At 64.7% G+C, this 24,681-nt stretch carries 20 protein-coding genes and 1 pseudogene; 7 read left to right on the top strand and 14 right to left on the bottom strand.

The features are described 5' to 3' along the window. Nucleotides 1-88 precede the first annotated feature (88 nt). The 3 genes from atpD to J7367_RS18295 all read left to right on the top strand — a co-directional run bounded on the left by atpD (nucleotide 89) and on the right by J7367_RS18295 (nucleotide 2,861). Entirely contained in the window at nucleotides 89-1,495 is a 1,407-nt protein-coding gene (gene atpD, locus J7367_RS18285; RefSeq protein WP_057658950.1) for a F0F1 ATP synthase subunit beta, read from the top strand. 143 nt (nucleotides 1,496-1,638) lie between these two features. Continuing rightward, nucleotides 1,639-2,061: a F0F1 ATP synthase subunit epsilon gene (locus J7367_RS18290; RefSeq protein ID WP_057658948.1), complete on the top strand. Its 423-nt coding sequence runs from the start codon at nucleotides 1,639-1,641 to the stop codon at nucleotides 2,059-2,061. 230 nt (nucleotides 2,062-2,291) lie between these two features. After that, entirely contained in the window at nucleotides 2,292-2,861 is a 570-nt protein-coding gene (locus tag J7367_RS18295; RefSeq protein ID WP_007963079.1) for a chorismate mutase, read from the top strand. Nucleotides 2,862-3,353: 492 nt separating this feature from the next. Here the strand turns inward: J7367_RS18295 and J7367_RS18300 are convergent, their stop codons facing one another. Then, nucleotides 3,354-3,737: a GtrA family protein gene (locus J7367_RS18300; RefSeq protein WP_033480990.1), complete on the bottom strand. Its 384-nt coding sequence runs from the start codon at nucleotides 3,735-3,737 to the stop codon at nucleotides 3,354-3,356. A gap of 144 nt (nucleotides 3,738-3,881) precedes the next feature. On the opposite strand from J7367_RS18300, the gene glmU reads away from it, so the two are divergent. Further along, a complete protein-coding gene (gene glmU, locus J7367_RS18305; RefSeq protein ID WP_057658946.1) occupies nucleotides 3,882-5,252 on the top strand; it encodes a bifunctional UDP-N-acetylglucosamine diphosphorylase/glucosamine-1-phosphate N-acetyltransferase GlmU in 1,371 nt (456 codons plus the stop codon). Between the two features lie 102 nt (nucleotides 5,253-5,354). Here the strand turns inward: glmU and J7367_RS18310 are convergent, their stop codons facing one another. From J7367_RS18310 to J7367_RS18340, 7 genes and pseudogenes are all read right to left on the bottom strand, one after another. Beyond that, entirely contained in the window at nucleotides 5,355-6,701 is a 1,347-nt protein-coding gene (locus J7367_RS18310; protein ID WP_057658944.1) for a HAMP domain-containing sensor histidine kinase, read from the bottom strand. 8 nt (nucleotides 6,702-6,709) lie between these two features. After that, entirely contained in the window at nucleotides 6,710-8,053 is a 1,344-nt protein-coding gene (locus J7367_RS18315) for a sigma-54 dependent transcriptional regulator (protein WP_057658942.1), read from the bottom strand. Between the two features lie 35 nt (nucleotides 8,054-8,088). Continuing rightward, on the bottom strand, nucleotides 8,089-8,574 hold the full coding sequence (locus tag J7367_RS18320) for a nuclear transport factor 2 family protein (RefSeq protein WP_003484023.1): 486 nt from the start codon (nucleotides 8,572-8,574) through the stop codon (nucleotides 8,089-8,091). Nucleotides 8,575-8,622: 48 nt separating this feature from the next. Further along, nucleotides 8,623-9,849 carry an FtsX-like permease family protein gene (locus tag J7367_RS18325; RefSeq protein ID WP_007963069.1) on the bottom strand — a complete coding sequence of 409 codons (1,227 nt, stop codon included), beginning with the start codon at nucleotides 9,847-9,849 and terminating at the stop codon, nucleotides 8,623-8,625. A 55-nt stretch (nucleotides 9,850-9,904) separates the two neighbouring features. Beyond that, nucleotides 9,905-11,206, bottom strand: a pseudogene (locus J7367_RS18330) (ABC transporter permease). Between the two features lie 11 nt (nucleotides 11,207-11,217). Further along, nucleotides 11,218-11,937 carry an ABC transporter ATP-binding protein gene (locus J7367_RS18335; protein WP_057658941.1) on the bottom strand — a complete coding sequence of 240 codons (720 nt, stop codon included), beginning with the start codon at nucleotides 11,935-11,937 and terminating at the stop codon, nucleotides 11,218-11,220. Between the two features lie 48 nt (nucleotides 11,938-11,985). Further along, a complete protein-coding gene (locus J7367_RS18340) occupies nucleotides 11,986-13,257 on the bottom strand; it encodes an efflux RND transporter periplasmic adaptor subunit (protein ID WP_057658938.1) in 1,272 nt (423 codons plus the stop codon). A 205-nt stretch (nucleotides 13,258-13,462) separates the two neighbouring features. Between J7367_RS18340 and glmS the strand changes: the two genes are divergently transcribed. From glmS to J7367_RS18355, 3 genes are all read left to right on the top strand, one after another. Further along, complete coding sequence (glmS, locus tag J7367_RS18345) at nucleotides 13,463-15,292, top strand: glutamine--fructose-6-phosphate transaminase (isomerizing) (RefSeq protein ID WP_057658936.1); 1,830 nt, start codon at nucleotides 13,463-13,465, stop codon at nucleotides 15,290-15,292. Between the two features lie 352 nt (nucleotides 15,293-15,644). Next, nucleotides 15,645-16,118, top strand: coding sequence for a hypothetical protein (locus J7367_RS18350; RefSeq protein WP_003484033.1), 474 nt, complete (start codon nucleotides 15,645-15,647; stop codon nucleotides 16,116-16,118). Nucleotides 16,119-16,351: 233 nt separating this feature from the next. Further along, a complete protein-coding gene (locus tag J7367_RS18355) occupies nucleotides 16,352-17,491 on the top strand; it encodes a hypothetical protein (RefSeq protein WP_057658934.1) in 1,140 nt (379 codons plus the stop codon). A 130-nt stretch (nucleotides 17,492-17,621) separates the two neighbouring features. Here the strand turns inward: J7367_RS18355 and J7367_RS18360 are convergent, their stop codons facing one another. The 6 genes from J7367_RS18360 to J7367_RS18385 all read right to left on the bottom strand — a co-directional run. After that, nucleotides 17,622-19,487 carry an XVIPCD domain-containing protein gene (locus J7367_RS18360; RefSeq protein WP_057658932.1) on the bottom strand — a complete coding sequence of 622 codons (1,866 nt, stop codon included), beginning with the start codon at nucleotides 19,485-19,487 and terminating at the stop codon, nucleotides 17,622-17,624. Between the two features lie 106 nt (nucleotides 19,488-19,593). Next, on the bottom strand, nucleotides 19,594-20,352 hold the full coding sequence (locus tag J7367_RS18365; RefSeq protein WP_022560009.1) for a hypothetical protein: 759 nt from the start codon (nucleotides 20,350-20,352) through the stop codon (nucleotides 19,594-19,596). Between the two features lie 344 nt (nucleotides 20,353-20,696). Next, nucleotides 20,697-21,221 (bottom strand): lactoylglutathione lyase, encoded by a 525-nt coding sequence (gloA, locus tag J7367_RS18370; RefSeq protein WP_007970404.1) that lies wholly within the window; start codon nucleotides 21,219-21,221, stop codon nucleotides 20,697-20,699. 151 nt (nucleotides 21,222-21,372) lie between these two features. Then, entirely contained in the window at nucleotides 21,373-22,461 is a 1,089-nt protein-coding gene (locus J7367_RS18375) for a copper resistance protein B (protein ID WP_057658930.1), read from the bottom strand. Further along, complete coding sequence (locus J7367_RS18380; RefSeq protein WP_057658926.1) at nucleotides 22,458-24,260, bottom strand: copper resistance system multicopper oxidase; 1,803 nt, start codon at nucleotides 24,258-24,260, stop codon at nucleotides 22,458-22,460. Before J7367_RS18380 ends, J7367_RS18375 begins: the two co-directional genes overlap by 4 nt. Nucleotides 24,261-24,348: 88 nt before the next feature. Beyond that, nucleotides 24,349-24,681, bottom strand: a 333-nt coding sequence (locus J7367_RS18385; RefSeq protein ID WP_209028966.1) for a CopL family metal-binding regulatory protein, incomplete at its 5' end; no start/stop codon positions are given.

The raw sequence follows: 24,681 nt of genomic DNA on the forward strand, positions 1-24,681 counted from the left end.
CGTATCCCCAATCACGAATCCCAAATCACAAAATTCCACGAGATGGCATCGGCCACTCGGACAGAACAAAGCTAACCGGAGCAGCAAAATGAGTCAGGGCAAGATCGTTCAGATCATCGGCGCGGTCGTCGACGTCGAATTCCCGCGCAATGAAGTGCCGAAGGTGTATCACGCGCTGAAGGTCGACGGCACCGAAATCACCCTGGAAGTGCAGCAGCAGCTCGGCGACGGCGTCGTGCGCACGATTGCGCTCGGCTCCACCGACGGCCTGAAGCGCAACCTGGTCGCCACCAACACCGAACGCGCCATCTCGGTGCCGGTCGGCGCCGGTACGCTGGGCCGCATCATGGACGTGCTGGGTCGCCCGATCGACGAAGCCGGCGACGTGCAGGCCTCGGACTATTGGGAAATCCATCGCGGCGCACCGTCGTATGAAGACCAGTCGTCCAGCACCGAACTGCTGGAAACCGGCATCAAGGTCATCGACCTGATGTGCCCGTTCGCCAAGGGCGGCAAGGTCGGCCTGTTCGGCGGCGCCGGCGTCGGCAAGACCGTCAACATGATGGAACTGATCAACAACATCGCCAAGGCGCACAGCGGCTTGTCCGTGTTCGCCGGGGTGGGCGAGCGTACCCGCGAGGGCAACGACTTCTACCACGAGATGAAGGACTCCAACGTCCTGGACAAGGTGGCGATGGTGTACGGCCAGATGAACGAGCCGCCGGGCAACCGTCTGCGCGTGGCGCTGACCGGCCTGACCATGGCCGAGTACTTCCGCGACGAGAAGGACGCCAGCGGCAAGGGCAAGGACGTGCTGCTGTTCGTCGACAACATCTACCGCTACACGCTGGCCGGTACCGAAGTGTCCGCGCTGCTCGGCCGTATGCCGTCGGCCGTGGGCTACCAGCCGACCCTGGCCGAAGAGATGGGCGTGCTGCAGGAACGCATCACCTCGACCAAGAGCGGTTCGATCACCTCGATCCAGGCCGTGTACGTGCCCGCGGACGACCTGACCGACCCGTCGCCGGCGACCACCTTCGCCCACTTGGACTCGACCGTCACGCTGAGCCGTAACATTGCCTCGCTGGGTATCTACCCGGCGGTGGATCCGCTGGACTCCACCAGCCGCCAGATGGACCCGCTGGTGATCGGCCACGAGCATTACGACACCGCCCAGCGCGTGCAGCAGACCTTGCAGAAGTACAAGGAACTGAAGGACATCATCGCCATCCTGGGCATGGACGAGCTGAGCGAAGAAGACAAGCAGTCGGTGTCGCGCGCACGCAAGATCGAGCGCTTCTTCAGCCAGCCCTTCCACGTGGCCGAAGTGTTCACCGGCTCCCCGGGCAAGTACGTCTCGCTGAAGGACACCATCCGCGGCTTCAAGGCAATCTGCGACGGCGAATACGACCACCTGCCGGAGCAGGCGTTCTACATGGTCGGCAGCATCGAAGAAGCCGTCGAGAAAGCCAACAAGATGAGCGCCAAGGCGTAAGAGCCGGGATTCGGCATTCGGGATTCGGGATTAGGTACGGCGGTAATTGGGGAGCGGAAACGAGGTAAGTGACCACAGTGAAAGCTGCGGTTGCGAATCCCGAATCCCGAATCCCCAATCCCCGCCTCACAGAGTGAGGCAAAATGAGCACTATCCGTTGCGACATCGTCAGCGCCGAGAAGGAAATCTTCCACGGTGAGGCGACGCTGGTCGTGGCCACCGGCGAGCTGGGCGAGCTGGGCATTGCGCCCAAGCACGCGCCGCTGATCACGCGCCTGAAGCCGGGCAAGGTGGTGGTGACCACCGCCAATGGCGAACAGCTGGACTTCGCCATTTCCGGCGGCATCCTGGAAGTGCAGCCGCAGGTGGTGACCATTCTAGTCGACACCGCGGTGCGTGCGCAGGACATCGACGAGGCGGCCGTGCGCAAGGTCAAGGAAGAGGCCGAGCGGCTGCTGGCCAACCGTGGCAACACGGTGGACGTGGCCGAGGCACAGCGTCAGCTGGCCGAAGCGTCAGTGCAGTTGCAGGCGCTGGAGCGCTTGCGTCGCAACCTCAAGCACTAAGCGGTGGCCTGCCCGCCTCCAGGGTGGGTGTGCACGTCCGACAGCTGCAAGTTCATCTCAGATCAGAAGTTCGAAACGCCGGCCATCGTGTCGGCGTTTTCGTTTTTGGAGCGCCGCGTGCGGCTGCGCGAATCCGCCACAGCGCGCGGCAGGCACACTGCGTGCCTTGGCGCATCGCGGCACGGCAGCGGTGCATGGCAACGTTATCCCGGCACGTTGAGGAAGGTGGCATGACCCGTTCGATCGATGGCATTCGCGCTTACATGGTGAGCGGCCTGTTGGCCGCCGGACTGCTGGGGTGCGCATTGCCGGCGCGCAGCCAGCCGCCGCTGGATCTGTTGATGGACCGCGTCGTGCAGCGCAATGCCATTGGCGACGCGGTAGCGCTAAGCAAGTGGGACAGCGGCAAGCCGGTGCTGGATCAGGCGCGCGAGGCGGCTGTGCTGCAAAGCGTGCGCGATCAGGCGCCGGCGCATGGGCTGGATGCCGACGACGCGGCGCGTTTCTTTGGCGCGCAAATCGAGGCCAACAAGTCGGTGCAGTACGCGCTGCTCAACCGTTGGCACGAGCGCGGACGCGCGCCTAATACCGCACGTCCGGACCTCGCCGCGCTGCGCGCTCGCCTGGATCAACTGCAGGGCGAACTGCTCGATGCGCTGGCCGATGTGGCCTCCGCGCGCAGCGCGCCCGACTGCCCGGCCAGCACCGCGCGCGCCGCTGCGCATTACGCAGAGCAGTGGCAGCTGGATGCGCTGCATCGCGCGGCGCTGGTGCGTGGCCTGGGCGATTTTTGCCACTGATCTGATGCGGTGGAATCGGTCTGGGATGAACCACTCGCCGTCATGCGCTTTAGAGCGGCCGACGAACCCTGCGCGCGTTCGCCTGGCGGTGGGTGCAGCGGTTTTGTCGGCCGCACCTCGGTGGATGCGGTCAGCGGTCCAGATCGAACGCTGAGCGTGTCCAGGGTGGAGTGCCCTAGTCGCTCGCGGGACGCGGCCTAACCCGTCCTGAGGGGAGCGCTGGCGGCGTCCCTGCCGTCAACTGTCACGCAATCGGCGAGGACGCTGCACTAGAGAGGTTGCTGGCAGCCTGGTCGAACGCCAGGCACACCGGCCAACGCGACTGGTCCATGCTCGCTCACCGTCGCGGCATGGATGCCGCGGAAGAGACGTACGTACGTGCGATCGATCAGCTCAAGAAGATGCAGTTGCTCGGCTGCGCTACGCCTGCGCGCAAGCAGCGCCATATCGCCACACGGCCGAGCAATCGCTCACCGCCTGCGCATGCATCGATCAGCGATACACCACATGCCGGCCCAGGAAGAACGACACGATCGCCAGGCCGCCTTCGACCAGCGGTTTCGCCAGCCATGCCTGACGCAGCCCGAGTAGGTCCACCGTGGTCGAGAGCAGCCAGGTGCTGATCAGCGTGAGCGTCAGCCACATCACCGCGAAGCGGCGGAAGCGTCGCCAACCCAGCCGCGCGTCGCCTTGCTGGGCGAAGGTGTAGCGGCCGTTGAGCCAGAAGCCGAGCATGGCGCCGCCGATGCGTCCAAGCAGGTTGGCGGGCACCGCAGGCATGCCCGCGGCGGTGGCGGCGATGAAGATGCCGCAATCGACGGCCAGCTGCAGGGCGCCAATGATCATGAACTGGCTGCCTTGGCGGAACAGACTCATGCGTGCGGGGCAAAGGAAAGGGGCGCCCATCCTAGCGGCAGCGCGACGCAAACGTTGTTAGCGCGGGCGAACGCTGCATTCGGGCAACGACGCGACGGGGCGCAGCGACTAGAATTTGGACATCTCCATGCCTGGAATGTCTTGATGACCCTGCCCCTGCACGTTGTGATCCTGGCCGCGGGCGAAGGCAAGCGCATGCGCTCCTCACTGCCCAAGGTGCTGCAGCCGCTGGCGGGCCAGCCGATGCTGGCGCACGTGATCGCCACAGCGCGGCAGCTGCAGCCGGCGGCGATCCATATCGTGTACGGGCATGGCGGCGATCAGGTGCAGGCCGCCTTCCCCGATCAAGGCGATCTGCAGTGGGCCCAGCAGCGCGAGCAGTTGGGCACCGGACATGCCGTGCAGCAGGCAATGCCTGCGATTCCCGATGCGGCAACCGTGCTGGTGTTGTATGGCGATGTGCCGTTGATCCGCAGCGAGAGCCTGCTGCAGCTGCTGCATGCGCCGGGCCGCATGGCGGTGCTGGTCGCCGAACTGGCCAATCCCACCGGCTATGGACGCATCCTGCGCGATGCGGAGGGCAAGGTGGCCGCCATCGTCGAGCAGAAGGATGCCAATGACGAGCAGCGCCGCATTCGCACCATCAATACCGGCATCCTCACCGCTGAATCCACCGCACTGCGCCGTTGGCTGGCTGGCTTGTCCAACGACAATGCGCAAGGCGAGTTCTATCTCACCGACGTGTTCGCCAGCGCCGCCGCCGATTTCACGCCGGCCGACATGGTGCACGTGGCCGACCCGCAGGACGTGGAGGGTGCCAACGACCCGTGGCAACTCGCCCAGCTTGAGCGTGCCTGGCAGCTGCGCGCCGCGCGCACGCTTTGCCTGCAGGGCGTGCGTATGGCCGACCCGGCGCGTGTGGAGCAGCGTGGCAGCGTGCAGGTGGGCCGCGATGTGCAGCTGGATATCGATGTGGTCCTGGAAGGCAATGTGACCCTGGGCGATGATGTGGTGATCGGCCCGTTCGTGCGCTTGCGCGACGTCACGCTCGGTGCCGGCACCCAGGTGAGTGCGCACAGCGATCTGGAAGGCGTGATCACCGAAGGCGCGGTACAGATCGGCCCGTTCGCGCGCCTGCGCCCCGGCACCGTGTTGGCCGATGGCGTGCATATCGGCAATTTCGTGGAGACCAAAAAGGTCACCATGGGCGTCGGCAGCAAGGCCAACCATCTGACCTATCTGGGCGATGCGGTGATCGGCAGCAAGGTCAACATCGGTGCCGGCACCATCACCTGCAACTATGACGGGGTGAACAAGTCGCAGACCACCATCGGCGATGGCGCCTTTGTCGGCTCCAATAGCGCATTGGTGGCACCGATCGAGATTGGCGCCAATTCCACCATCGGTGCCGGCTCGGTGATCACGAGCGATGCGCCTGCGGGTCAGCTCAGTGTGACGCGTGCGCGGCAGACCGTGGTCGAAGGCTGGAAGCGGCCGACCAAGAAATCGCCGTAGCGCTGCGACTGTTCTCTGCGCGGTGGCCGTCCGCGCCGTGCGTGCGCATCGCAGCCAGCGGCAGGAATACGCAGAGCGTGTTGCCTGAGTAATGCGGTGTGTTCAAGCCGCCAATGGCAACAGCAAGGTCACGCACAGTCCGCCGTGTTCGCGGTTATGCAGCGAGATGCGGCCGCCGTGCGCTTCGGCGATCTCGCGGGTGAGGGCAAGGCCAAGACCTGTGCCATTGCGCTTGGTCGAATAGAACGGCATCAGTGCGTTGTGCAGTACCGCTTCGTTCATGCCGTTGCCGCGGTCGAGCACCTCGATGCGTAGCCATTGGGGAACGCGCGTGACCCGCAGCGCCACGTCGCTGTTGGGTGGTTGCGCTTCGCTGCAGGCCTCGTGGGCATTTTTCAGCAGATTGAGCAGCGCCTGCTCGATCTGCGCTGCATCGATCCGGCTGGAGACATCGGTGAGCGTGCCCTGCACCTGGAACGGAATCTGTTGCTGCAAGCGCTGCAGAAACGGCGCCCATTCGATGGTCTGCAGCTGCGGTTGCGGCAATTTGGCAAAGCGCGCATAGCCGCAGATAAAGCCTTCCAGGTGACGCGCGCGCTCTTCGATGGTCTCGAACACCGTCCCCAGGCGATCGGTGCGTTCGCGGCGCAGCAGTTCGGCACCCGAATGCGCCAGCGAGGCGATCGGTGCCAGCGAATTGTTCAATTCGTGGCTGATCACGCGGATGACTTTCTTCCAGGTCTGCACTTCCTGGCGGCGTAACTCGGTGGTCAAGGTGCGGATCAATAGCAGCTCGTGTCCGCGCCCGTTGATATGAAAGCTACGCCGCGACAGGTGATAGATCTGCTCGTCTTCTTCGTCGTCGCCATCTTCGCGCACCGCGAACAGGCAGTCTCCGCCGCGTGCCAATGCCTCGCGCAATTCGGCCGGCATGCGGCCGAGCACATCGTCCAGATGCTGGCCTTCCAGCTTGCGCCCGTCATACAGCAGTTTGCGTGCGGCGTTGTTGGAAAACCCGATCCGCCGCAGGCCATCGCCGCCGGCGACCACCAGCAGCATGGCCACCGGCGTGTTCTGCAGCATGGTGTCGAGCATCAGCTCGCGCTGTACCAGATGGCTACGCTGCGCACGCAGCACATCGCCAAGCTCGGCATGCGCCTGCACCAGTTGCGCCAGTTCGTCGTTGCCGCGCCAATACACGCCGAAGTTGTATTCGCCATCGCGGTAGCTGCTGGTGGTGCCCGCCAGCGCACGAAATAGCGAGCGCATCGGCGCGGTGGCGCGGGTGAGGCTGAACCACATCGCCGCCAGCAGCACGACGACCGAAATCGCCGCCACCTGCCAGCCGCGGTCCAGCCAGTACGCCATGAACCACGGCAATGCAGCTGCCAGCGCGAGCACCGGCAGCAAGCGTAAAAACAGCGAGAACGTGAAAGAACGGTTCCGCATACGAAAGTTCATTCCGAGGTGATGCCGTAGCGGTCCATGCGCCGATACAGCGCCTGGCGGCTCAACCCCAGCTCGGCGGCGGCTTGTGCGATCACACCTTGCGCGCGTGCCAGCGCCTGTTCGATACGCGCGCGATCCGGCTCGCCTGCAGCCGGCGCCACCGGCCGTGGGGCGGGTGCACGTGGCAGATTCAGATCGCCCGCTTCGATGCGTGCACCCTGCGCGAGCAAGGCGGCGCGTTGCAGCACATTGCGCAGCTCGCGTACGTTGCCGGGCCAGGCATGCCGTTGCAATGCATCGCGCGCCTGCGCGGACAGCGGCCTTTCGCCGGCAAGGAAGTGCTCGGCCAGCGGGCCGATATCGCCGGGGCGTTCGGCCAGTGCAGGCAGTGCGATTTCCACCGTGTTGAGCCGGTAATACAGATCCTCGCGAAAACTGCCGTCGCGGATCATCGCCGGAAGATCGGCATTGGTGGCGCTGATCACGCGCACCTTGGCGTGGCGTTCGCGGTTGGACCCCAGCCGCTCGTAACGGCCGGTTTCCAGCACGCGCAGCAACTTCATCTGCCCCGCCAACGGCAGGTTGCCGATCTCGTCGAGAAACAGCGTGCCGCCGTCGGCCGCTTCGAACTTGCCTTCGCGCGCCTTGTTGGCGCCGGTGTAGGCGCCGGCTTCGGCACCGAATAATTCGGCTTCGATCAATTCGCCTGGCAAGGCGCCGCAGTTGAGTGCAATGAACGGGCCGTGTTTGGTGGCCGAATTGGCCTGGATGATCTCGGCAATCTTTTCCTTGCCGCTGCCGTTGGGGCCGGTGATCAGCACCGGCAAGTCCGAGCGTGCGACCTGACAGGCCAGCGCGATCGCGCGCTCGCTGGCAGGGTCGGCGAACACCGCGCCGCGCAGGTCGTAGCGCTGGGTCAGCTGCTCGCGGCCGCGCCGTTCGCGTTCGCGCCGACGTTCCAGCTCGCGGCGTGCTTCGGACAGTTCCAGCAGGTTGTTGACCGTGGTCAGCAGCTTGGTGTCGTCCCAGGGTTTGGCGATGTAGTCGGCCGCGCCGGCCTTGACCAGGCCCACCGCGCTGCCCAGATGCGTCCAGGCGGTGAGCAGGATCACGGGCAGGTCCGGATGACGCTGACGCAGTTGGGCAAACAGCGCCTCGCCTTCTTCGCCGGAAGTGGTATCGGCGGTGAAGTTCATGTCCTGGATCACCAGATCGAACGCCTGCTCGTCCAGCAGCGCCAGCCCGGCCTGCGGCGAATGCGCATGCCGCGCCTCGATGTCGTGCAACGAAAACAGCACCTCCAGCGCAGTGGCCACGGCCGTGTTGTCGTCGATGATCAGGATCTGGGACATGGCGGATCAGGTTGGATGGGATGCCATCGTAGCGGCTAGCTGCCCGCTACGGCGCGGTGGGCGTAGCTCAGTACGCGGGTGATGATCCACTGCCCCGAATGCAGGTGCCAGATCATCAGGAAGTCGGCCGCGCCTTCGCACTTGCCGGTCGCCCGATCGCAGAAGCGGTGCTGGCCTTGCGCGATCGCGCCGAAATCCCGAACCGGGTAGACCTTCAGGCTGCCGGGGATCAATTCTCGGGTGTAGTGCCCGCACGCGTACTTGCGGGTGTTCGCCAGCATGTCCTCGCGGTTCCATGTGACCCCGCCGGTGTCGTGATAGAACTCGACGTGCGGATCGAAATAGCTGGCATGCTTTTCCAGCTGCGCCGGGTCGGCGCAGCGGTTGAAGCTGTCGAAGACCTCCTGGTCCAGGGTGGCGATGGTGGCTTGGAGATCGGCAGCGGTGACCGGTGTCTCGGCCAGGGCCGGCAGGGAGAGCAGGGACAGGGCGGCGAACAGAAGGGCTCGGTTGTTCTTCATCGATGGTAGTCCAGGAAGTTTGTCGATGGCGATAATGCGTTTGCCTGCCTATGCGCTGCGGGTGGCGACCGCCGGCGGCACGGCGGCGGCGCGGCGTGCCGGCCAGAACACCGCCAGCTGGCCTAGCACCCACAGCAGCACTGCACCGATCGGCAGGTAGACCGCCGGCAGGCGCGGCAGTTCGTAGCGCGCCATCAACCACACGTTGATCGAGTACGCCATCAGCATGCCGAGCACGATGCCGAGCGAGGCGAGCAGGAAATTCTCGATCTGGAAGTAGCGCAGGATCTGCACGCGGGTGGCGCCCAGCGCGCGGCGGATACCGATCTGCTTGGTGCGCTGCTGCACCCAGAAGCTGGCCAGGCCCACGATGCCCAGCGCGGTGACCACCAGCAGCGCGACACAGACCGCGCCCAGCAACCAGATCATCGCGCGGTCGTTGCGGAAGTACTTGTCGCGGATCTCGGAATAGGTTTCCTGTTTCAGCACCAGTCGGCTGCTGTCCAGCTTCATCAGCGCGCTCACCGCCGCTTGCAGGACTTCCTGCCGCTGCGCCGGGTCGCCGACGCGTAGCAGGTACTGGCCATCGGTGTAGGGAGCGCGGATCGGCAGCAGCATCGAATAATTGATCTTGTCGATGCCGTTGACGTTGTTGGGGCGCACCAGGGTCTGCACGATGCCGACAATGCGCAGCGGGATATCGCCCGAATACACGGTCTTGCCCAGCGCGCTGTGATCGGGAAACAGTTTGTCGGCCGTCGCCTGGGTGACGATGAGCGACGATCCCTTCGCGCGCACGCTCTTGTCGTTGTCCGCCGTTTCCAGGCTGATGTATTCGTCCTTGTTGAAATCGCGCCCGGCCACCAGCTGCAACCCCATGATGCCCACGGCGCCTTCGCTGACCAGATATTGCGCGGCATTGAGGGTGGAGCGCTCCTGATCCGGGGTCAACGTCAGGCCGGTGTTAGAGGAGGAGTTCACGAAAGGAACCTGGTTGGTGATGATCGCGCCGCGCACGCCGGGAATGCCGCGCAGTGCCGCCAGATCCTCGCGGGTGCGCGCATCGGCGTTGACCTGGGTGCCGATGCCGCCCAGGCGGATGCTGACCAGTTCCGATTCGGCGAGGCCGCTGATGCGCTGCAAGGTCTCGATGCGGTTGCCGATCAGAAACAGCGCGTTGCAAACGATCGCGCAGGCCAGGGCGATCTCGAGCACGATCAGTGCCGATGCCGTCTTGTGGCGGCGCAGCGTGGAAACGATAGGACGGATGTCCATGGGCAATAACCTTCGATGAGGGACCGTGCCCGCCGCGCCGCGGCGGGCGTGAGGGTCAGGACGATTTGAGCTGCAGCGCCGGTGCGACCTGGATGGCGCGCCACGATGGCAGCAGGCCGGCCATGACGCTGGCGACCAGCGCCAGCACGAATGTCAGCAGCAGCATCTTCGGATCCAGGTGAGCGAGCTTGGCGTAGGGCACCGGCTGCTGGCGGACCGCCCACAGTCCCAGCCACGCCAGTCCCAGTCCGGCGATGCCGCCGGCCAACCCCACCGTCCCGGCTTCCACCAGGCATTGCGCGAAGATGGCACCGCGCGATGCGCCCAGGGCGCGGCGTACGCCAATCTCGCCGCTGCGGCGCAGGAACTTTGCCAGCAACAGGCCCACGGTATTGAGCAGTCAGACCAGCAGGAAGCCCATCGCCAGCCAGAGCTGCAGGCGCACGTCGCTCGGCACCACCTTGTTGTGGTCCAGCCATTCCATCACGTTGCGCATGCGGACGTTGTTGGGGCGTTCGAAGCGTCCGGCGGCGCGTTGCTGGTTGGAGTAGTTATCCAGATAGGCCTTGTAGTCGCCGACCTGCGAGGCACTGTCCAGCTCCACCCAGTACTGCACCCAGGTGCAGGGCGCGTTGAGCGCGGTGGTATCGCCGGTTTCGACTTCGCCGAAGCAGTTGGTGCTGCCGTAGTGATCCATCTTCAGATCCATCGCCGCCGAGAAAGGCAGATAGAGCTGTTCGTCGGAGCCGTAGCTGTCGGTGAGGTCGTAGAAGCGCGGATTGACCTGCCAGGTGTCGAGCACGCCGACGATGCGGAAGGTGTTCTTGTTCAAGCGTAGTTCGCGGCCCACGCTGTTGCCGCCGTCGAACAGTTTGTCGTTGAGCGTCCTGGTAATGACCACGACACGTTCGTGGCGGTCGTCGCTGTTGTGCGACCAAGCCTGTCCATACAGGAAGGGCGGCTCGAACATCGGAAAGAAATCGGCCGAGGTGTAGCGCGCTTCCGACTTGAAGGCGCTCAGCCCGCTCTTTTCCGGTTCGATCGCCAGGTTGCCGCCGGTCATCATGGCCTGCCGCTTGCCGCGTTTCTCACGCAGCAATGCCTCGGCATCGAAGCGGGTCACTTGATCGTCCGGTTCTTCGCCTGGCTGAAAACCGGCCTTCGGCTGCGGGTCGACCAATACATTGAACAACCGATCGCTCTTCTGCGGAATCGGGTCGCCCGACAACACATAGAACACCGTCAGCGTGGTCATGCTGGCGCCAATGCCAAGCGCGATGGCCAGCACCATCAGTGCGGTAAGCACCTTGTTGCGGCGGAAGCTGCGCACCGCCAGAGTGAAGTAATAGCCGAACATGGGTGGGCTCCTTAGTCGGCCAGGGTTGCAACGGCCGCAGGCGTGCGCATCAGGCTGGGATTGCGTTCCAGGTCGGTGGCTTGGCCGTCGACGATATGCACGTTGCGCTGCGCGCGTGCGGCCAGTTCCGGGTCGTGGGTGACCATGACGATGGTGGTGCCCTGGCTGTTGATCTCTTCCAGCAGTTCCATCACCCCGCGCGCCATTTGCGAGTCGAGGTTGCCGGTGGGTTCGTCGGCCAGCAGCAGACGTGGACTACCGGCCAGCGCGCGCGCAATCGCAGCACGCTGCTGCTGGCCACCAGACAGTTCGGTGGGGTAATGCTTCAGGCGCGAGCCCAGGCCGACCTTGGTCAGTGCCTCTTCGATGCGCTGCTTGCGATCGGCTGCCGCCATGCCGCGATAGCGCAGCGGCACATCGACGTTGTCGAACAGGTTGAGGTCGGGAATCAGGTTGAAGCCCTGGAAGATGAAACCGATCTTCCGGTTGCGCAGGCGCGAACGCGCATCGTCGGACAGATGGCTGACGTCTTCGCCGTCGAGCAAATACTGCCCGCTGGTGAAGGTTTCCAGCAGCCCGGCCAGGTTGAGGAAGGTGGTCTTGCCCGAGCCGGAGGGGCCGGTGACCGCGACGAACTCGCCTTCGCGCACATGCAGGTCCAGCGACCGCAGCGCATGCGTTTCCACCTGTTCGGTGCGGAAGACCTTGGAGACCGCTTGCATCTTGAGCATTGCCGATTCCTTTGCGAAGAGAGTGTGCGAGAAGTGGGAACGATCGAATCAGTGGACGGTGACGCGGGGCGCGTCGCCGAAGTTGTCTGCGCCGGAGACCACCACGCGGTCGCCGACCTGTAGCCCGGAGAGCACCTGCACTTCGCCCAGGCTGCTGACGCCCATGTGCACGGGGCGGCGCACCGCCGTGGTGCCATCCATCACATAGGCATAGCTGCCGCCGGATTGTTCGACGAACGGGCCGCGTTCGACCTTGAGCACGTTGCGGCGCGTGTCCATCAGCACGCGTGCGCTCATGCGCTGGCTCTGGCGCAGGCCCGGCGGCTGCTTGTCGGTGAAGCGGATGCGCGCGGTGACTTCGCCGTTGACCACTTCCGGCGACACCGCCGAGACGGCGCCCGCGAACGGTTCGCCGCTGCCGCTGGTGAGCTGGGCCGGCATGCCGATCGCCAGATCGCGCGCGAAACTCTCCGGCACCTTGATCTCCACTTCGAACTTGGACAGATCCACCACGCCCAGAATCGGCGCGTTCGCAGCGACCTGGGTGTGCTGCACGGCCTGCACCTGGCCGACCTGGCCATCGAAGGGCGAACGCAGCGTGAGCGCGTCCACCTGGCGCTGCACTTCGGCCACCACTGCGCGTTGGCGGTCCGCCAGCAGGCGCTTGTTGCGCGAATCCAGGTCCGCGCCCTGACTCTTCAACGCGGCATCGCGCTGGGCATGCTGCAGGTCGATATCGGTCTTCTTCAAGGTGTCCTGCGCCTTGGCCAGTTCCACCTGCGGCACGGCGCCTCCGTCGTAGCCGCGCTGGTAGCGCTCCAGGTCGCGCGCGGCGGCCTGCTTGTCGATCCGGGCCTGGTCGGTGAGCTTGCTGGCGTTGGCACGCGCCAGGGTGGCATCCAGGGCCGCGCGGCTGGACTCGGCTTCCAGCCCGGCCAGGGTGGCCTGTTCCTGCGCCAGCTTGCTGCGCAACTCGGGGCTGTCGATGCGCGCCAGTTCCTGGCCCTGCTTGACCACGTCGCCGGCCACCACGCTCAGCGTCACCGTGCCGGCCGAGATGGCGTACAGCACCGGGCTGTTGGCAGCGATCACGCGGCCGTCGGCGGCGATGTCGCGCACCAGGTCGCCCTGGGTGACGGTGGCGATGCGCACCCGGCTGGCGTCGAACGAGCGGCTGCCGGCGCTCCACGCAGTCACGGCCCAGCCGATGCCGGCCAGCACTGCCACCGCGGCGAGGCCGGGCCACAGCCAACGGCGCCACGGCGCGCGCTGGGCGGGTGTACGGAGAACCTGGTCCTGGGCAGAAGTGTCGCGAATCATGATCGGCTGGCTCGGTGGCGTCACTGCGATAAAGCAGGACCTGTGCCAACGTTCAAGTCGTTGAAAGAGATGGGTTTTATGGCGTGATGGCCAGTGTCCGCAGTGTCCGCGGACACTGGTGGCGGACACGCGGTCCGGGCACGGTCATGCAGCGGACAAGAGCGGACACGCTAAAATGTCCGACTTCTTTTGCGAGAGCTGTCCTATGTGCGGCATTGTCGGAGCGATCGCCGGGCGCGATGTGGTCCCGGTCCTGATCGAGGGACTCAAGCGCCTGGAATACCGCGGCTACGATTCCTCCGGCATTGCAGTGCTCGACGGCGCGCAGGTGCGCCGGGTGCGTCGCACCGGGCGGGTGGCCGAGATGGCGCAGGCCGCGCAGGCCGAACAGCTCGGCGCCACCCTGGGCATCGGCCATACGCGCTGGGCCACCCATGGCGGGGTGACCGAGGCCAACGCGCACCCGCACATCAGCGCCGGCGTGGCGCTGGTGCATAACGGCATCATCGAAAACCACGAAGCGCAGCGCGAAAAACTGCGCGCGCTCGGCTACACCTTCGAGTCGCAGACCGACACCGAGGTCATCGCGCATCTGATCCATCACCATCTGGGCAGCGCCGGCGACCTGCTCACCGCGCTGCAGCGCACCGTCAAGGAACTGACCGGTGCCTATGCGCTGGCGGTGATGAGCCAGGCCGAACCGGAACGCTTCGTCTGCGCGCGCATGGGCTGCCCGTTGCTGATCGGGGTAGGCGAGGGCGAGAACTTCGTCGCCTCCGATGTCTCGGCCATCGTGCAGGCCACACGCCAGGTGATCTTTCTCGAAGAAGGCGATACCGCCGAACTGCGCCGCGATGGCGTGCGCATCTTCGACGGCAACGATGCGCCGGTGGAGCGCCCGCTGCACCTGTCGGACGTATCGCTGGCCTCGCTGGAACTGGGCCCGTTCCGCCATTTCATGCAGAAGGAAATCCACGAGCAGCCGCGCGCCTTGGCCGACACCATCGAGGCGGCGATCGATGCCAAGGGTTTCCCGGCATCGCTGTTCGGCGCCAACGCAGAAGCGGTGCTGCGCGACATCGAAGGCGTGCAGATCCTGGCCTGCGGCACCAGCTACTACGCCGGCATGACCGCCCGTTACTGGATCGAAGCCATTGCCGGGCTGCCATGCAGCGTGGAGATCGCCAGCGAATATCGCTACCGCGCCGCCTATGCCAACCCGAAGCATCTGATCGTGACCATCTCCCAGTCCGGCGAAACGCTGGACACGATGGAAGCGCTGAAATACGCCAAATCGCTCGGGCATTTGCACACGCTGTCGATCTGCAACGTGCCGGAAAGTGCGATCCCGCGCGCCAGCGAATTGGTCTGTTATACACGTGCCGGCGCCGAGATCGGCGTGGCCTCGACCAAGGCCTTTACCACCCAGCTGGCGGTGTTGTTCCAGCTCACCATGGTGCTGGGAAAGTTGCAGTGCCGCGTCAGTGACGCCGAAGAAGCCGAGTATCTGGAGCAGCTGCGCTTTTTGCCCGGCAGCGTGCAGCATGCATTGAATCTGGAACCGCAGATCATGGCCTGGGCCGAACGATTCTCGTCGAAGGAGAATGCGCTGTTCCTCGGTCGCGGCCTGCATTACCCGATTGCATTGGAGGGCGCGCTCAAGCTCAAGGAAATCTCCTATGTCCACGCCGAAGCGTACCCGGCCGGCGAGTTGAAGCACGGCCCGCTGGCGCTGGTGGATGCGGCGATGCCGGTGGTGGTGATCGCACCGAACGACCGCCTGCTGGAGAAGGTCAAGTCCAACATGCAGGAAGTGCGCGCACGCGGCGGCGAGCTGTTCGTGTTTGCCGACCAGGACAGCCACTTCAGCGACTCCGAAGGTGTGCATGTCATCCGCACCCCACGCCATGCCGGCGCGCTGTCGCCGGTGATCCACACCATCCCGGTGCAGCTGCTGGCTTACCACACCGCCCTGGCACGCGGCACCGATGTGGACAAGCCGCGCAATCTGGCCAAGTCGGTGACGGTGGAATAAGCGCTGCCGCGGTGTCGTCTGCGCGCACTGCCAGTTGCGTGCAGTCGGTGCATGCACGCAGTGCATGTTCGGCTCTGTCGCTGATAGGCGGCAGGATGACGATTGCGCGCGACGTCGTGCTCGCCGCGCTAACGCGCAACGTGCGAGGTGCAGCTCCTCGCGAAGCGGTCGCCGACAACTCTGCCTTTGCACGTGGCGCATGCCGCTTCCAGGAAGCGAGCGTATCCGTCCGTCAAACGCGCGGCAGCACTGCCAGCGGCCGTCCTTAGCGCTCCACCACAGCCTCTGCCAACGCAGTGGCCCAAGTTATGCATAAGCTCCTGGCGAGGGTCCACACCACGCAGGAGGACGTATGCACGAGTCTTTCAAACAGGGGGCGCCGGCCGAATTGTGGCAGGCGTTGGTGCGCGAGGCGGGGCAGCGGATTGCACGTCCGCTGGACGAATCGCGCGAGCACTATCTGGTGTTCGTGTTGCTGCGCTTCCAGCGCGATGCGCATCTGCTTTCGCGCACACAGGCGCTGGCATGGCTGCATGCGCAGGACCAGATCGGTAGCGTGCGGGCCGACGCGCTGCGCGATGTGGGCGACGGCTGCCTGTTGATTGCAGGCCTGTTTCCCGGCGTGGCGCAACGCCGGCGCCTCAGTGTGGATTACTTCATCGACCTGGGCAGGGGCGCGTATTCCGAAGTGGCCGATACCCGCTGCAGCGATGCAGGTCTGTTCGCGCAACTGGCCCAGAGCTATCGCGAGCTGGTGCGCGTATTGGCCGCATTGCGCACGCCACGCGATTGGCAACCAGGCCCAGGCGGAATCTTGCATGCCTAAGCAGTGAGCATGTAAGGGGCGGTCCCCACACATGCGTGGGGACCGCCCCGACTGCGATGGCTGCCGTGTGCGGGCACACTATCCCTGCAGGACGATCGGCCGGGTGCGTTGTGCCATTACCCGTCGATCAGCGTCCTGCAGGTTGGAAGCCGTCGTGTGCGAGCGGTGACGCATTGGTCGCGCTGCATGGGGGACATGCAGCGCGGCGTACTTATCCATAGGGACAGGGATTCATGAAGACGTGTATCGCGGCGGTGCTATTGGCACTGCCGGGGCTTGCCGTTGCGCAAGACGTGCCGCTGGGCTATGCCGGCCAGGGCGGAATGACGCTGCAGGAGATCGACCCTGCCATTTATGCGTATCACTACGACCACGGATTCGTGGGCGAAGATGCGATGGGCTGGGATCCTGCGCTGCAGTTCGCCTGGTCGCGCATCGCAGCCGCCAAGGTCTGTGCACAGCAATCGCCCTCCGATGCATTGATCGGCAAGCTGGTGGAACAGTACGGCAAGGATGCCGTCGTGCATCAGATCAACGGTATTGGCTTCCATGAAGCACAGATGCGGGCGGCTGGCACATTCTGTACCCCTGCGCGCATGACCGAGGCCACTGCCGTGGCGCCTGCGTTTGCAAGCGGGGATTTCTCCGCGGCAACTGCGTATGCGGCTGCTGCAGTTGCAGGCACTGTGGCAGTTGCCGCAACAGATCCGCAACCAAGTCTGCAGTCCGATGCAGGCGCTGTCATGACCCCCTCGGCAGATTGGGCCTTGCAACTCCCCTTGCATTCCAGCATGCGCGTAGGCTCGAACGGCTTGCCCAACGGCGACGAGATGTTACGTGTCGTCCGCCGCGGACATACCGGGATGGTCGTCGGCTTGCAAATCGCGACCAGCCTGTTTGCGCGCGGTGTTGCGGTCTCTGCCTTCGGAAAGGATCAGCTGAAAGGCGAAAAGATGGAAGGCCTGGGGAATCCTGGCTATCAATTGCAGCGCGATGCGGTCAACGCGCATTTGAAGACCTACTTCACCGGGCATCCGGGGGCCGTGCCGGTAGATCCGTTTCCGTTGCAGGTGCTGATGTCGGACTGGCTGCTGGTCTATCAGAGCCTGGCCGATACCAAGTCGCCTTACGAACTGCGCTACGCAGTGACGATCGGTGGAGAACGCAGCGGCTTTTTGAAGCGCAAGGCGAGCCCGGTCAGTCTGGACTGTGCGCCGACACCGCGCACTGCCTCGCTGGAGGAATGGGAAGCCAACGATTACGCATTGGTCAAGCAAGCAGCACAGGCCTACAGCGACGAATGCGCAGCGAAATTCGCCGAGCAGTTGCCGCAGTGGTTCCCTGACAGAGCGGCTGTTGCGACGTCCAACTGACGGATCAGCCCTGTTGGCGCCGGATATCCGTCGCCCGACGTGATTCGAAAGAACGCGTAATGCAGGCGTAAACCCGAAGGGGCGCCGATCCATCGATCGGTGCCCCTTCTGTGTGACTATTGCACGAAGATCAACCGACGCTACGCGCCTGGCTACGTTGTTGCTCGTGCTGATCTTGAACCTGCGTCTGCGTCTGCGCTTCCTGCCGCACCGCATTGCTGCTTTGCTCCAGCAGACGTTCCGCAGCGGTTGCCTTTTCGGTGTAGATCCGCTGATGCGCCGGGTCGGTTGGCTGACCCTGCACGGCAAACAGTCCGTTGCCATCCTTGCTTTGCGCCACCATGTCGATGCGCTGCATGCCGCTGACCTTGGCTTCGAAGGTCATGTGGCCGGCCGCGTTTACCAACTGCTGCCGATTGGCGAAGGCATTGGGACCGAGCTGTTCCAGCTTGTTGACCGCCTGATTGAACAGCGGGTGGTCGGGGTTGGTTTTCTCCGAGAGCAGTGGCGTCTTTTCCGCCTGCTTCAATGCAGCCTGCGTATCGCGGCCCACCACGCCATCGTCCTGCAGCCCATGCGCACGCTGGAATGCCTTGACCGCGTCGCTGGTCCGTTGGCCATAGGCACCGTCAGCCTTGAGTTCGTTGCCGCCTGCGTCCTTGTAACCCAGTTGCTGCAGCGTCTGCTGCAATGTGCGCACTTCTGCACCGCGCGCATTGTCGCGCAGGACACTCGGCGCATCTGCGGCGGCGTGTGCCTGGCTGGGTTTGTGCTCGGACGCTGGGTGGGATTGCTGCTTGTTCTGGTTGCGCTCCTGCAGCAGGTCGCGCGCCTCAGACAGCGGGTCGCTCGCATACAGCTTGACGCCCTTGGCGTGCTTGCGCTCGAGGTAGGAATCCAGCGAACTGAGCTCAACACCCTCGCCGCCACGGGATTGGCTGATCTTGAGCTGGCCATCCTTGGGGTCGCGCACCACCATCGTGATGTGGTCGATGCCCTTGTAACGCCCCTTGTCCCAACTCTGCGGGCCATTGTCCTCGCCGATGATCATGCCTTCTTTGAGGTTCTGGGCGGTCACGTCCTTGCCTTGGATCAGCACGCCGGAGCGCAGCTCGGCCTTGCGCAGCAGTTCGGACGCGCTGTCGAAACCAGGGCTGAACTTTTCGTCCTTGGTGAAGATGGCCTTGCCGGCGCCCTTGTTGATCTCGTCCATGGTCGCGTTCTGCATCTCGACCACCCAGCCAGAACAATCGACCCTGCCTTTGTCGGGATCTTTCGCGCCCAGGCCGTATTTGACGTGGTCGTATTTATTGGTGAGGTCGTAGGCCGCGTGAAGCGCGATGCCGTGCGCTGCGGGTTTTTCCGGCTGGGCAGGCGCGGCGTGCGCTGGCGCAGCGTGCGACGGTGCCTGCTGCGTGGCCGAAATGGGCTCGATGCCTTTTTCGGGAATACGGATACGGTCCATCTTCGTATCCCAGTACTGCACAAACGTCTGCGCCATATCCTTGTCGGACATGCGCCGGAACGTTGCCGAATCCACGCCGGTCAACGACTTCAGCTCTTTCTCGCCGACATTGTTGAGAATATTGGCGCGTGTGCTTTCCAGGCCAAAAGATCCCGTGGCGATCGCGGTCTGCAGAGAGCGGTAGCCACCGGCGCCTTGCTGGTGGGCCAGGTACATATCCAGGCCATCGGGCTCCGGCTTGCCCGACAGGTAGGGCCGCCCATCGCGTTCGTGCCGATTGACCAGGCTCGTCCGGTTATCCAGATACAGTCGCGCTGCTGCGTCGGTGTTGACCACCGCGTCCAGCTCGCGTCCGGCGATACCGTACTGCTGGGCGGTTGGCGGAGTGAACTGGAACAGTCCTTTCGCACCACCGGGGCCGCGGCTGGCCAACTCGTCGAAGGCGCCGCCAGTCTCTACGTGGGCAAAACGCAGGAAGTCGTCACGCGGAATATTCCGCTCGGCCGCTTCGCGTTCGATGATGTCGAGCACTTGGGCTCGTGAGTAGTTCGTCGGCATCGCTCAAGGTCCTTGATTGAGTGCTGCAGCCACGCGGCTGCAGCGGTACGCCGCCCGAACCAATTCCTTTGGTCCTGTATCAAGGGGTCGGCAAATACGATTTGCTGGCCGCATCGTAGCGATATTCAACCGTCGCGTCACCCCCGCTCGTCGGCGGATCGGCAGAGACGGTTACCCGCAACGCGGGCAGGCCGGGCTGCTTCACGAACGCAAGCGTGCTGCTGTTCTTGACGCAGGCAATCTTCCCGGGCGCATCTTCGCCACAGTTGGCGCTGTTGTCCTCACCCGCGGGAATGTTGCCGATATAGGTCCAATGCTTGTCGTTGACGTTATCGGTTTCTTTCGGGTTGAACACGAGTGCGTCGTAGGAAAGGATGCGCACACCCGACTGCAGGCTCCACGTCGGCACGGCCAGCACCAGCCTGCTGTCGTCGGTGACAAAGGTCTGTGGTTGACGCGTGGTGTCGACGGTGTTGCCCTGTTCCATGCCGCCGAATTCGCCGATGTAGGGCTCTGCGCCAAGCAGCTTCCACGGCGTTTTGCTCCCCGGTTCGCTGGTCACGAAGGTGGCATGGGCCAGCGTCACCTTGGTGCCGGGCGCAGGAGAGTGGTCTTGGCTTTCTGCGCCGAAGCGCTCGGGCGTTTCCCAGGCGAAGCCGGTGTAATACCGCGTACCACCGAGTTCGAACTGAAAGCCGTACCAATAATGAATCCAGCTGCCATTGGCGACCTCGTACGAGGTTGCGCCATCGCCGTCCACGTTGCTGATGAAATACAGCACGCTGTCGGCCCGCGGCGGCTGCAGTTGCTGGGTCGATCCCTGGGTTGCGTCCTGCATGGGAGATGCATCCTTTTCTGACGGGTTTGTAGGAGTGCCGGCCGCAGCTGCGGCCGTCTTCGGAGCGGTGGCGTCCGGTGTCGCCTGTGTGCAGGCGGCGATCGTTGCTAACGCAAGGACCAGTGAAATCTTCCTGACGAGCATTGGGTGCATCCATTGCGGAGGGCGGCGAAAGTCTACTCCAGCCCGCCGTTGTGTCCAGTCGTTGCACCGGCCCTGGCAGTTACCGCGCGTGGTTGCGGGGCGGGGCTTCGAAGCAAGGGACGCGTCGCGTTCGGCCTGGGCATCCGCTGGTTGCCATTCCCGTCCCCGCTGACGCGCCAGCTTGCCGCTGAGCGTTGGACTTACGCCAACGGCGTATTGGAAATGATCTCCACCCAGTAACCATCCGGGTCCTTGATGAAGGCCAGGTGCTTCATGCGGCCGTCTTCCAGGCGTTTTTGGTATGGCACGTTGAGGCTGTCGAAACGTGCGCAGGCGGCATGGATATCCGGCACCGAGATACAGAGATGGCCGAAGCCGCGCGGCTCGCTGTTGCCGTCGTGATAGACCGGGCCATCCTGGGTTTCGGTGCCATGGTTATGGGTGAGTTCGAGCACGCCGGGGATACCTGCCATCCACAGGCGACGCTGGGCGTCGTCATCGGGAATGGCGGCGCCTTCGGGTAGCAGCGCGAGAAAATACAGGCTGAATCTTGCGTCGGCAAAATCGCGTGCGTCGAGCAGGCGGAAGCCCAGGACACGCGTGTAGAAATCCAGTGACTGCGTTGCATCCTTGACGCGCAGCATGGTGTGGTTGAACACGAAGCCGTGCGTTTCGGCGGGCGCGGCACTGGCGCCTGGCACGTGTTGCAGATCGTTCAAAGGCATGGCGGTCTCCTGGTGTGGATTGTGAGTGTGCGGCGTGTTGCACGGATGGGCGATGTTAGCCAGGGCAGGGTTGTCGGCGTGTCATGGCCGACTGGCAGCGGGTGGAATGCGCGAGCGTTAATGGAGAGGGCCAACCGCGGTACCACCTGCCTCAAAACCAAACGCGCACTCCGGCAACAAAGCGGCTGTCGCGCGCAGGGGCATCGTCCATCGCCGCGCGCTGTGCGCTATCGCCGAAGCTGCGGCTGTGTACCCAGCCGATGTACGGGGCGAAGCGGCGGGTGATCTCGTAGCGCAGGCGCAAGCCAAGTTCGACCTGTTCCAGGCCGCTGCCAATGCCGCGGCGGTCGTCGTCGGTAAGCGCGATGTCGGCCTCCGCACGCGGCTGCAGGATCAGCCGGTTGGTCAGCAGTACCTCGTATTCGCCTTCCAGCCGCAGCGCCGCGCGGCTGCCATTCCCCACATACAGCGTGGCTTCGGTTTCGAACTTGTAGGGCGCCAGTCCTTGCACGCCGAAGGCCGCCCAGCTGCGATGTTCGCCTGCGCCGATGTCCTGGCGCGCGCCGACAAGCACATCCCACCACGGCGAAATGGCATGGCCATAGAACGCTTCCAGCGAGGCGGATTCGGTGCGCCCGTCGTGCCGTTCGCCCTCGCTGCGCAGCCAGAGCCGGTCGATGTCGCCGCCGATCCATGCGCGTGATTCCCAGGCCTGGCCGCTACCGCGATCAGTGTTGGAAGCCTCCAGCCGATCGAGCAGGACATAATGGTTGATACCTGCCGAGTGCATCGTATGCGTGTGCAATGGTGCGAATGCAGCGGCGATGTCGTCCGCCGTGGGTGGGGGGATGGGGGTGCTTGGGCGACTGCGTGTCTCGGTGGGTGATGCAGGAGCTTGTGCAGCGTGTGTCGGCGGCGCGTGGTGCATCTTGGAGTGATCCATCCAGGCGTGATCCATCGCCTGGTGGTGGATGGCTGCATCGTCCATGGATCCATGCTTCATCGGTTCATGGTCCATGGCATTGGTGCCCATCTCAGCGTGCGACATGTGAGCGTGGTCCATGGGTGCGGCCTGAGATGATGCAGGGGTCTCATGTGCGCCATCGGTCACTTGCAGCGCATGCTCCTGCATGTCCTGCGGTACCTCCTCCATCGCATCGTGCCGATGCTCCTGCGCAACCGCAGATGCGCTCGCCAAGAACGCAGCCGCGAACCAGGCCTGCATGCAAAAGCGGCTCATGCTTCCACCCGCACTTCGCGCATCATGCCCGCTTCCATGTGGTACAGCAGATGGCAGTGATACGCCCAGCGGCCGAGCGCATCGGCACGCACGCGGTAGGTGCGACGGGTGCCGGGCGGCATGTCGATGGTGTGCTTGCGTACCTGGAAGTTGCCGTGCGCATCTTCCAGGTCGCTCCACATGCCATGTAGATGGATCGGGTGCTGCATCATGGTGTCGTTGACCAGCACGATGCGCAGGCGCTCGCCGTATTGCAGACGCAAGGGTTGCGCGGAAGCGAATGCGATGCCATCGAAGGACCATGCGAATTTTTCCATATGCCCGGTCAGATGCAGCTCGATGTCACGGCCCGGTTCGCGCCCATCCGGGTCGTCGAACACGCTATGCAGATCGGCGTAGCACAGCACGCGGCGGCCGTTGTCGCGCAGGCCCACGCCGGGGTCGTCCAGGCGCGGTGCGGTGGCATTGCTGCGCATGTCGATCAGCTGGTTGCCGGTTTCGCTGGCAGAGTGGTGCGGCGCCTTGTCGTGTGCCTTGGCATCGTCATGCGAGTGCGTGGTGTGCATCCCATGCGCCGCCAGCATCCCGGGCGCGCCGTGCATTGCGGGCAGCGCGTGATCCATGCCATCGCCATGCCCCATGTCCTGCATGGTCAGGATGGCGCGCGGATCCAGCGCAGGAATCGGCGCCTGCAAACCATGCTGCACTGCCAGCGTGCCGCAGGCGAAGCCGGTGCGGCCCATGTCCTGCGCGAATAACGTAAATGCATCCTGGCCGAGCGGCTCGACAATCACGTCGAAGGTTTCGGCCGCGGCAATGCGCAGTTCGTCCACGCTGACCGGATGCACGTACTGCCCGTCGGTGGCCACCACGGTCATGCGCAGGCCGGGGATACGGATGTCGAAGTAGGTCATCGACGAGCCATTGATGAAACGCAGCAGCACCTTCTCGCCGGGTTTGAACAAGCCGGTCCAGTTGCCGGCCGGCGCCACGCCGTTGAGCAGGTAGGTGTAGGTGTTGGCGTTGACATCGGACAGGTCGGTCGGGGTCATGCGCATGCGCCCCCACATGCCGCGGTCGGCCAGGGTGGCGCGCAGGCCGTCGTCGCGCGCATCGCGGAGAAAATCGCCGACGGTGCGCTGTGCGTAGTTGTCGTGGCTGGGCATCTGCTTGAGCCGGCGGAACAGGGCGGCCGGATCCAGATCGGTCCAGTCCGAGAGCAGCACCAAATGTTCGCGATCGTGCCGGTACGGCGGCGGCGTCAGCGGGTCGATGACGATGGCGCCATACAGGCCGGACTGCTCCTGAAACATCGAATGGCTGTGGTACCAGTAGGTGCCGGACTGGCGCAGCGCAAAGCGGTAGTGATACTCCTGGCCCGGCGCGATGCCGTCGAAACTCATGCCCGGCACACCGTCCATGTTGGCCGGCAGCAACAGGCCATGCCAATGCACCGACGTGGGTTGGTCGGTCAGCGCGTTGCGCACGCGCACGCTCACCGTGTCGCCCTCGCGCCAGCGCAGGGTGGGTGCCGGCAGGCTCTGGTTGACGGTGATTGCAGAGCGGAGGCGCCCGGTGAAGTTGACCGGCAGGCGGCCGATCTGCAGCGACTGGCTGCTTCCGCGCAGCACCGGCGTGTTCGCCTGGGCCGCGGCGCGCGCATCGTTGCGCCACAGGCCGCTGGCGGCGATACCGCCCAGGGCCAGGCCCTGGACGAAGCGGCGCCGGCTCAGGCCGCTGGCGGTTGAGCCGTGGGAAAACGAGGGATCGAAAGACATGACAACTCCTGCGCGCTCCATCGGCAAGAGATGGGCGCAGCGCACAACGTAAGAGATCCCGCGCAAGCACGCGCAGGGCCGAGGACGGCCAAGGCAGGGCCGTCGGCGCTCAGGCGATGGGAGGTCGTACCGGTTGGTCGGGCAGCGGGCTGCTGCGCCCCTCGGTCAAGGTGGCCGGCAACGCCGGGCGGTCGAGCAGGCCCGCGGGTACGGCAGGCAAGGTCAACAAGGCGAGGCTGCAGTGCTGCAGGCAGTCGCAGCTGCCCAGTTTGCAGCAGTCGGGCGCGTGCGCATGCGTGGCCTTATCGTGCACCTGCATGGCAATCGGCCGAGGCATCGCCTCATGGCACGGCAGGGCCGCCGGCTGATCCGTCTGCGTGGTCGCGGCAGTGCCTGCCACGGGCACGGCGGGCATCGCGCCCGACGCCATCGCCGGCATGGC

Origin of the sequence: Xanthomonas sp. D-36-1, assembly GCF_017746155.1 — a bacterium.
Classification (GTDB): domain Bacteria; phylum Pseudomonadota; class Gammaproteobacteria; order Xanthomonadales; family Xanthomonadaceae; genus Xanthomonas; species Xanthomonas cissicola.

Bases quoted from the DNA above. Each gene is read 5' to 3' on its own strand.
- atpD (WP_057658950.1), top strand. From the start codon at position 89: ATGAGTCAGGGCAAGATCGTTCAGATCATCGGCGCGGTCGTCGACGTC.
- J7367_RS18290 (WP_057658948.1), top strand. From the start codon at position 1,639: ATGAGCACTATCCGTTGCGACATCGTCAGCGCCGAGAAGGAAATCTTC.
- J7367_RS18295 (WP_007963079.1), top strand. From the start codon at position 2,292: ATGACCCGTTCGATCGATGGCATTCGCGCTTACATGGTGAGCGGCCTG.
- J7367_RS18300 (WP_033480990.1), bottom strand. From the start codon at position 3,737: ATGAGTCTGTTCCGCCAAGGCAGCCAGTTCATGATCATTGGCGCCCTG.
- glmU (WP_057658946.1), top strand. From the start codon at position 3,882: ATGACCCTGCCCCTGCACGTTGTGATCCTGGCCGCGGGCGAAGGCAAG.
- J7367_RS18310 (WP_057658944.1), bottom strand. From the start codon at position 6,701: ATGCGGAACCGTTCTTTCACGTTCTCGCTGTTTTTACGCTTGCTGCCG.
- J7367_RS18315 (WP_057658942.1), bottom strand. From the start codon at position 8,053: ATGTCCCAGATCCTGATCATCGACGACAACACGGCCGTGGCCACTGCG.
- J7367_RS18320 (WP_003484023.1), bottom strand. From the start codon at position 8,574: ATGAAGAACAACCGAGCCCTTCTGTTCGCCGCCCTGTCCCTGCTCTCC.
- J7367_RS18325 (WP_007963069.1), bottom strand. From the start codon at position 9,849: ATGGACATCCGTCCTATCGTTTCCACGCTGCGCCGCCACAAGACGGCA.
- J7367_RS18335 (WP_057658941.1), bottom strand. From the start codon at position 11,937: ATGCTCAAGATGCAAGCGGTCTCCAAGGTCTTCCGCACCGAACAGGTG.
- J7367_RS18340 (WP_057658938.1), bottom strand. From the start codon at position 13,257: ATGATTCGCGACACTTCTGCCCAGGACCAGGTTCTCCGTACACCCGCC.
- glmS (WP_057658936.1), top strand. From the start codon at position 13,463: ATGTGCGGCATTGTCGGAGCGATCGCCGGGCGCGATGTGGTCCCGGTC.
- J7367_RS18350 (WP_003484033.1), top strand. From the start codon at position 15,645: ATGCACGAGTCTTTCAAACAGGGGGCGCCGGCCGAATTGTGGCAGGCG.
- J7367_RS18355 (WP_057658934.1), top strand. From the start codon at position 16,352: ATGAAGACGTGTATCGCGGCGGTGCTATTGGCACTGCCGGGGCTTGCC.
- J7367_RS18365 (WP_022560009.1), bottom strand. From the start codon at position 20,352: ATGCAGGACGCAACCCAGGGATCGACCCAGCAACTGCAGCCGCCGCGG.
- gloA (WP_007970404.1), bottom strand. From the start codon at position 21,221: ATGCCTTTGAACGATCTGCAACACGTGCCAGGCGCCAGTGCCGCGCCC.
- J7367_RS18375 (WP_057658930.1), bottom strand. From the start codon at position 22,461: ATGAGCCGCTTTTGCATGCAGGCCTGGTTCGCGGCTGCGTTCTTGGCG.
- J7367_RS18380 (WP_057658926.1), bottom strand. From the start codon at position 24,260: ATGGAGCGCGCAGGAGTTGTCATGTCTTTCGATCCCTCGTTTTCCCAC.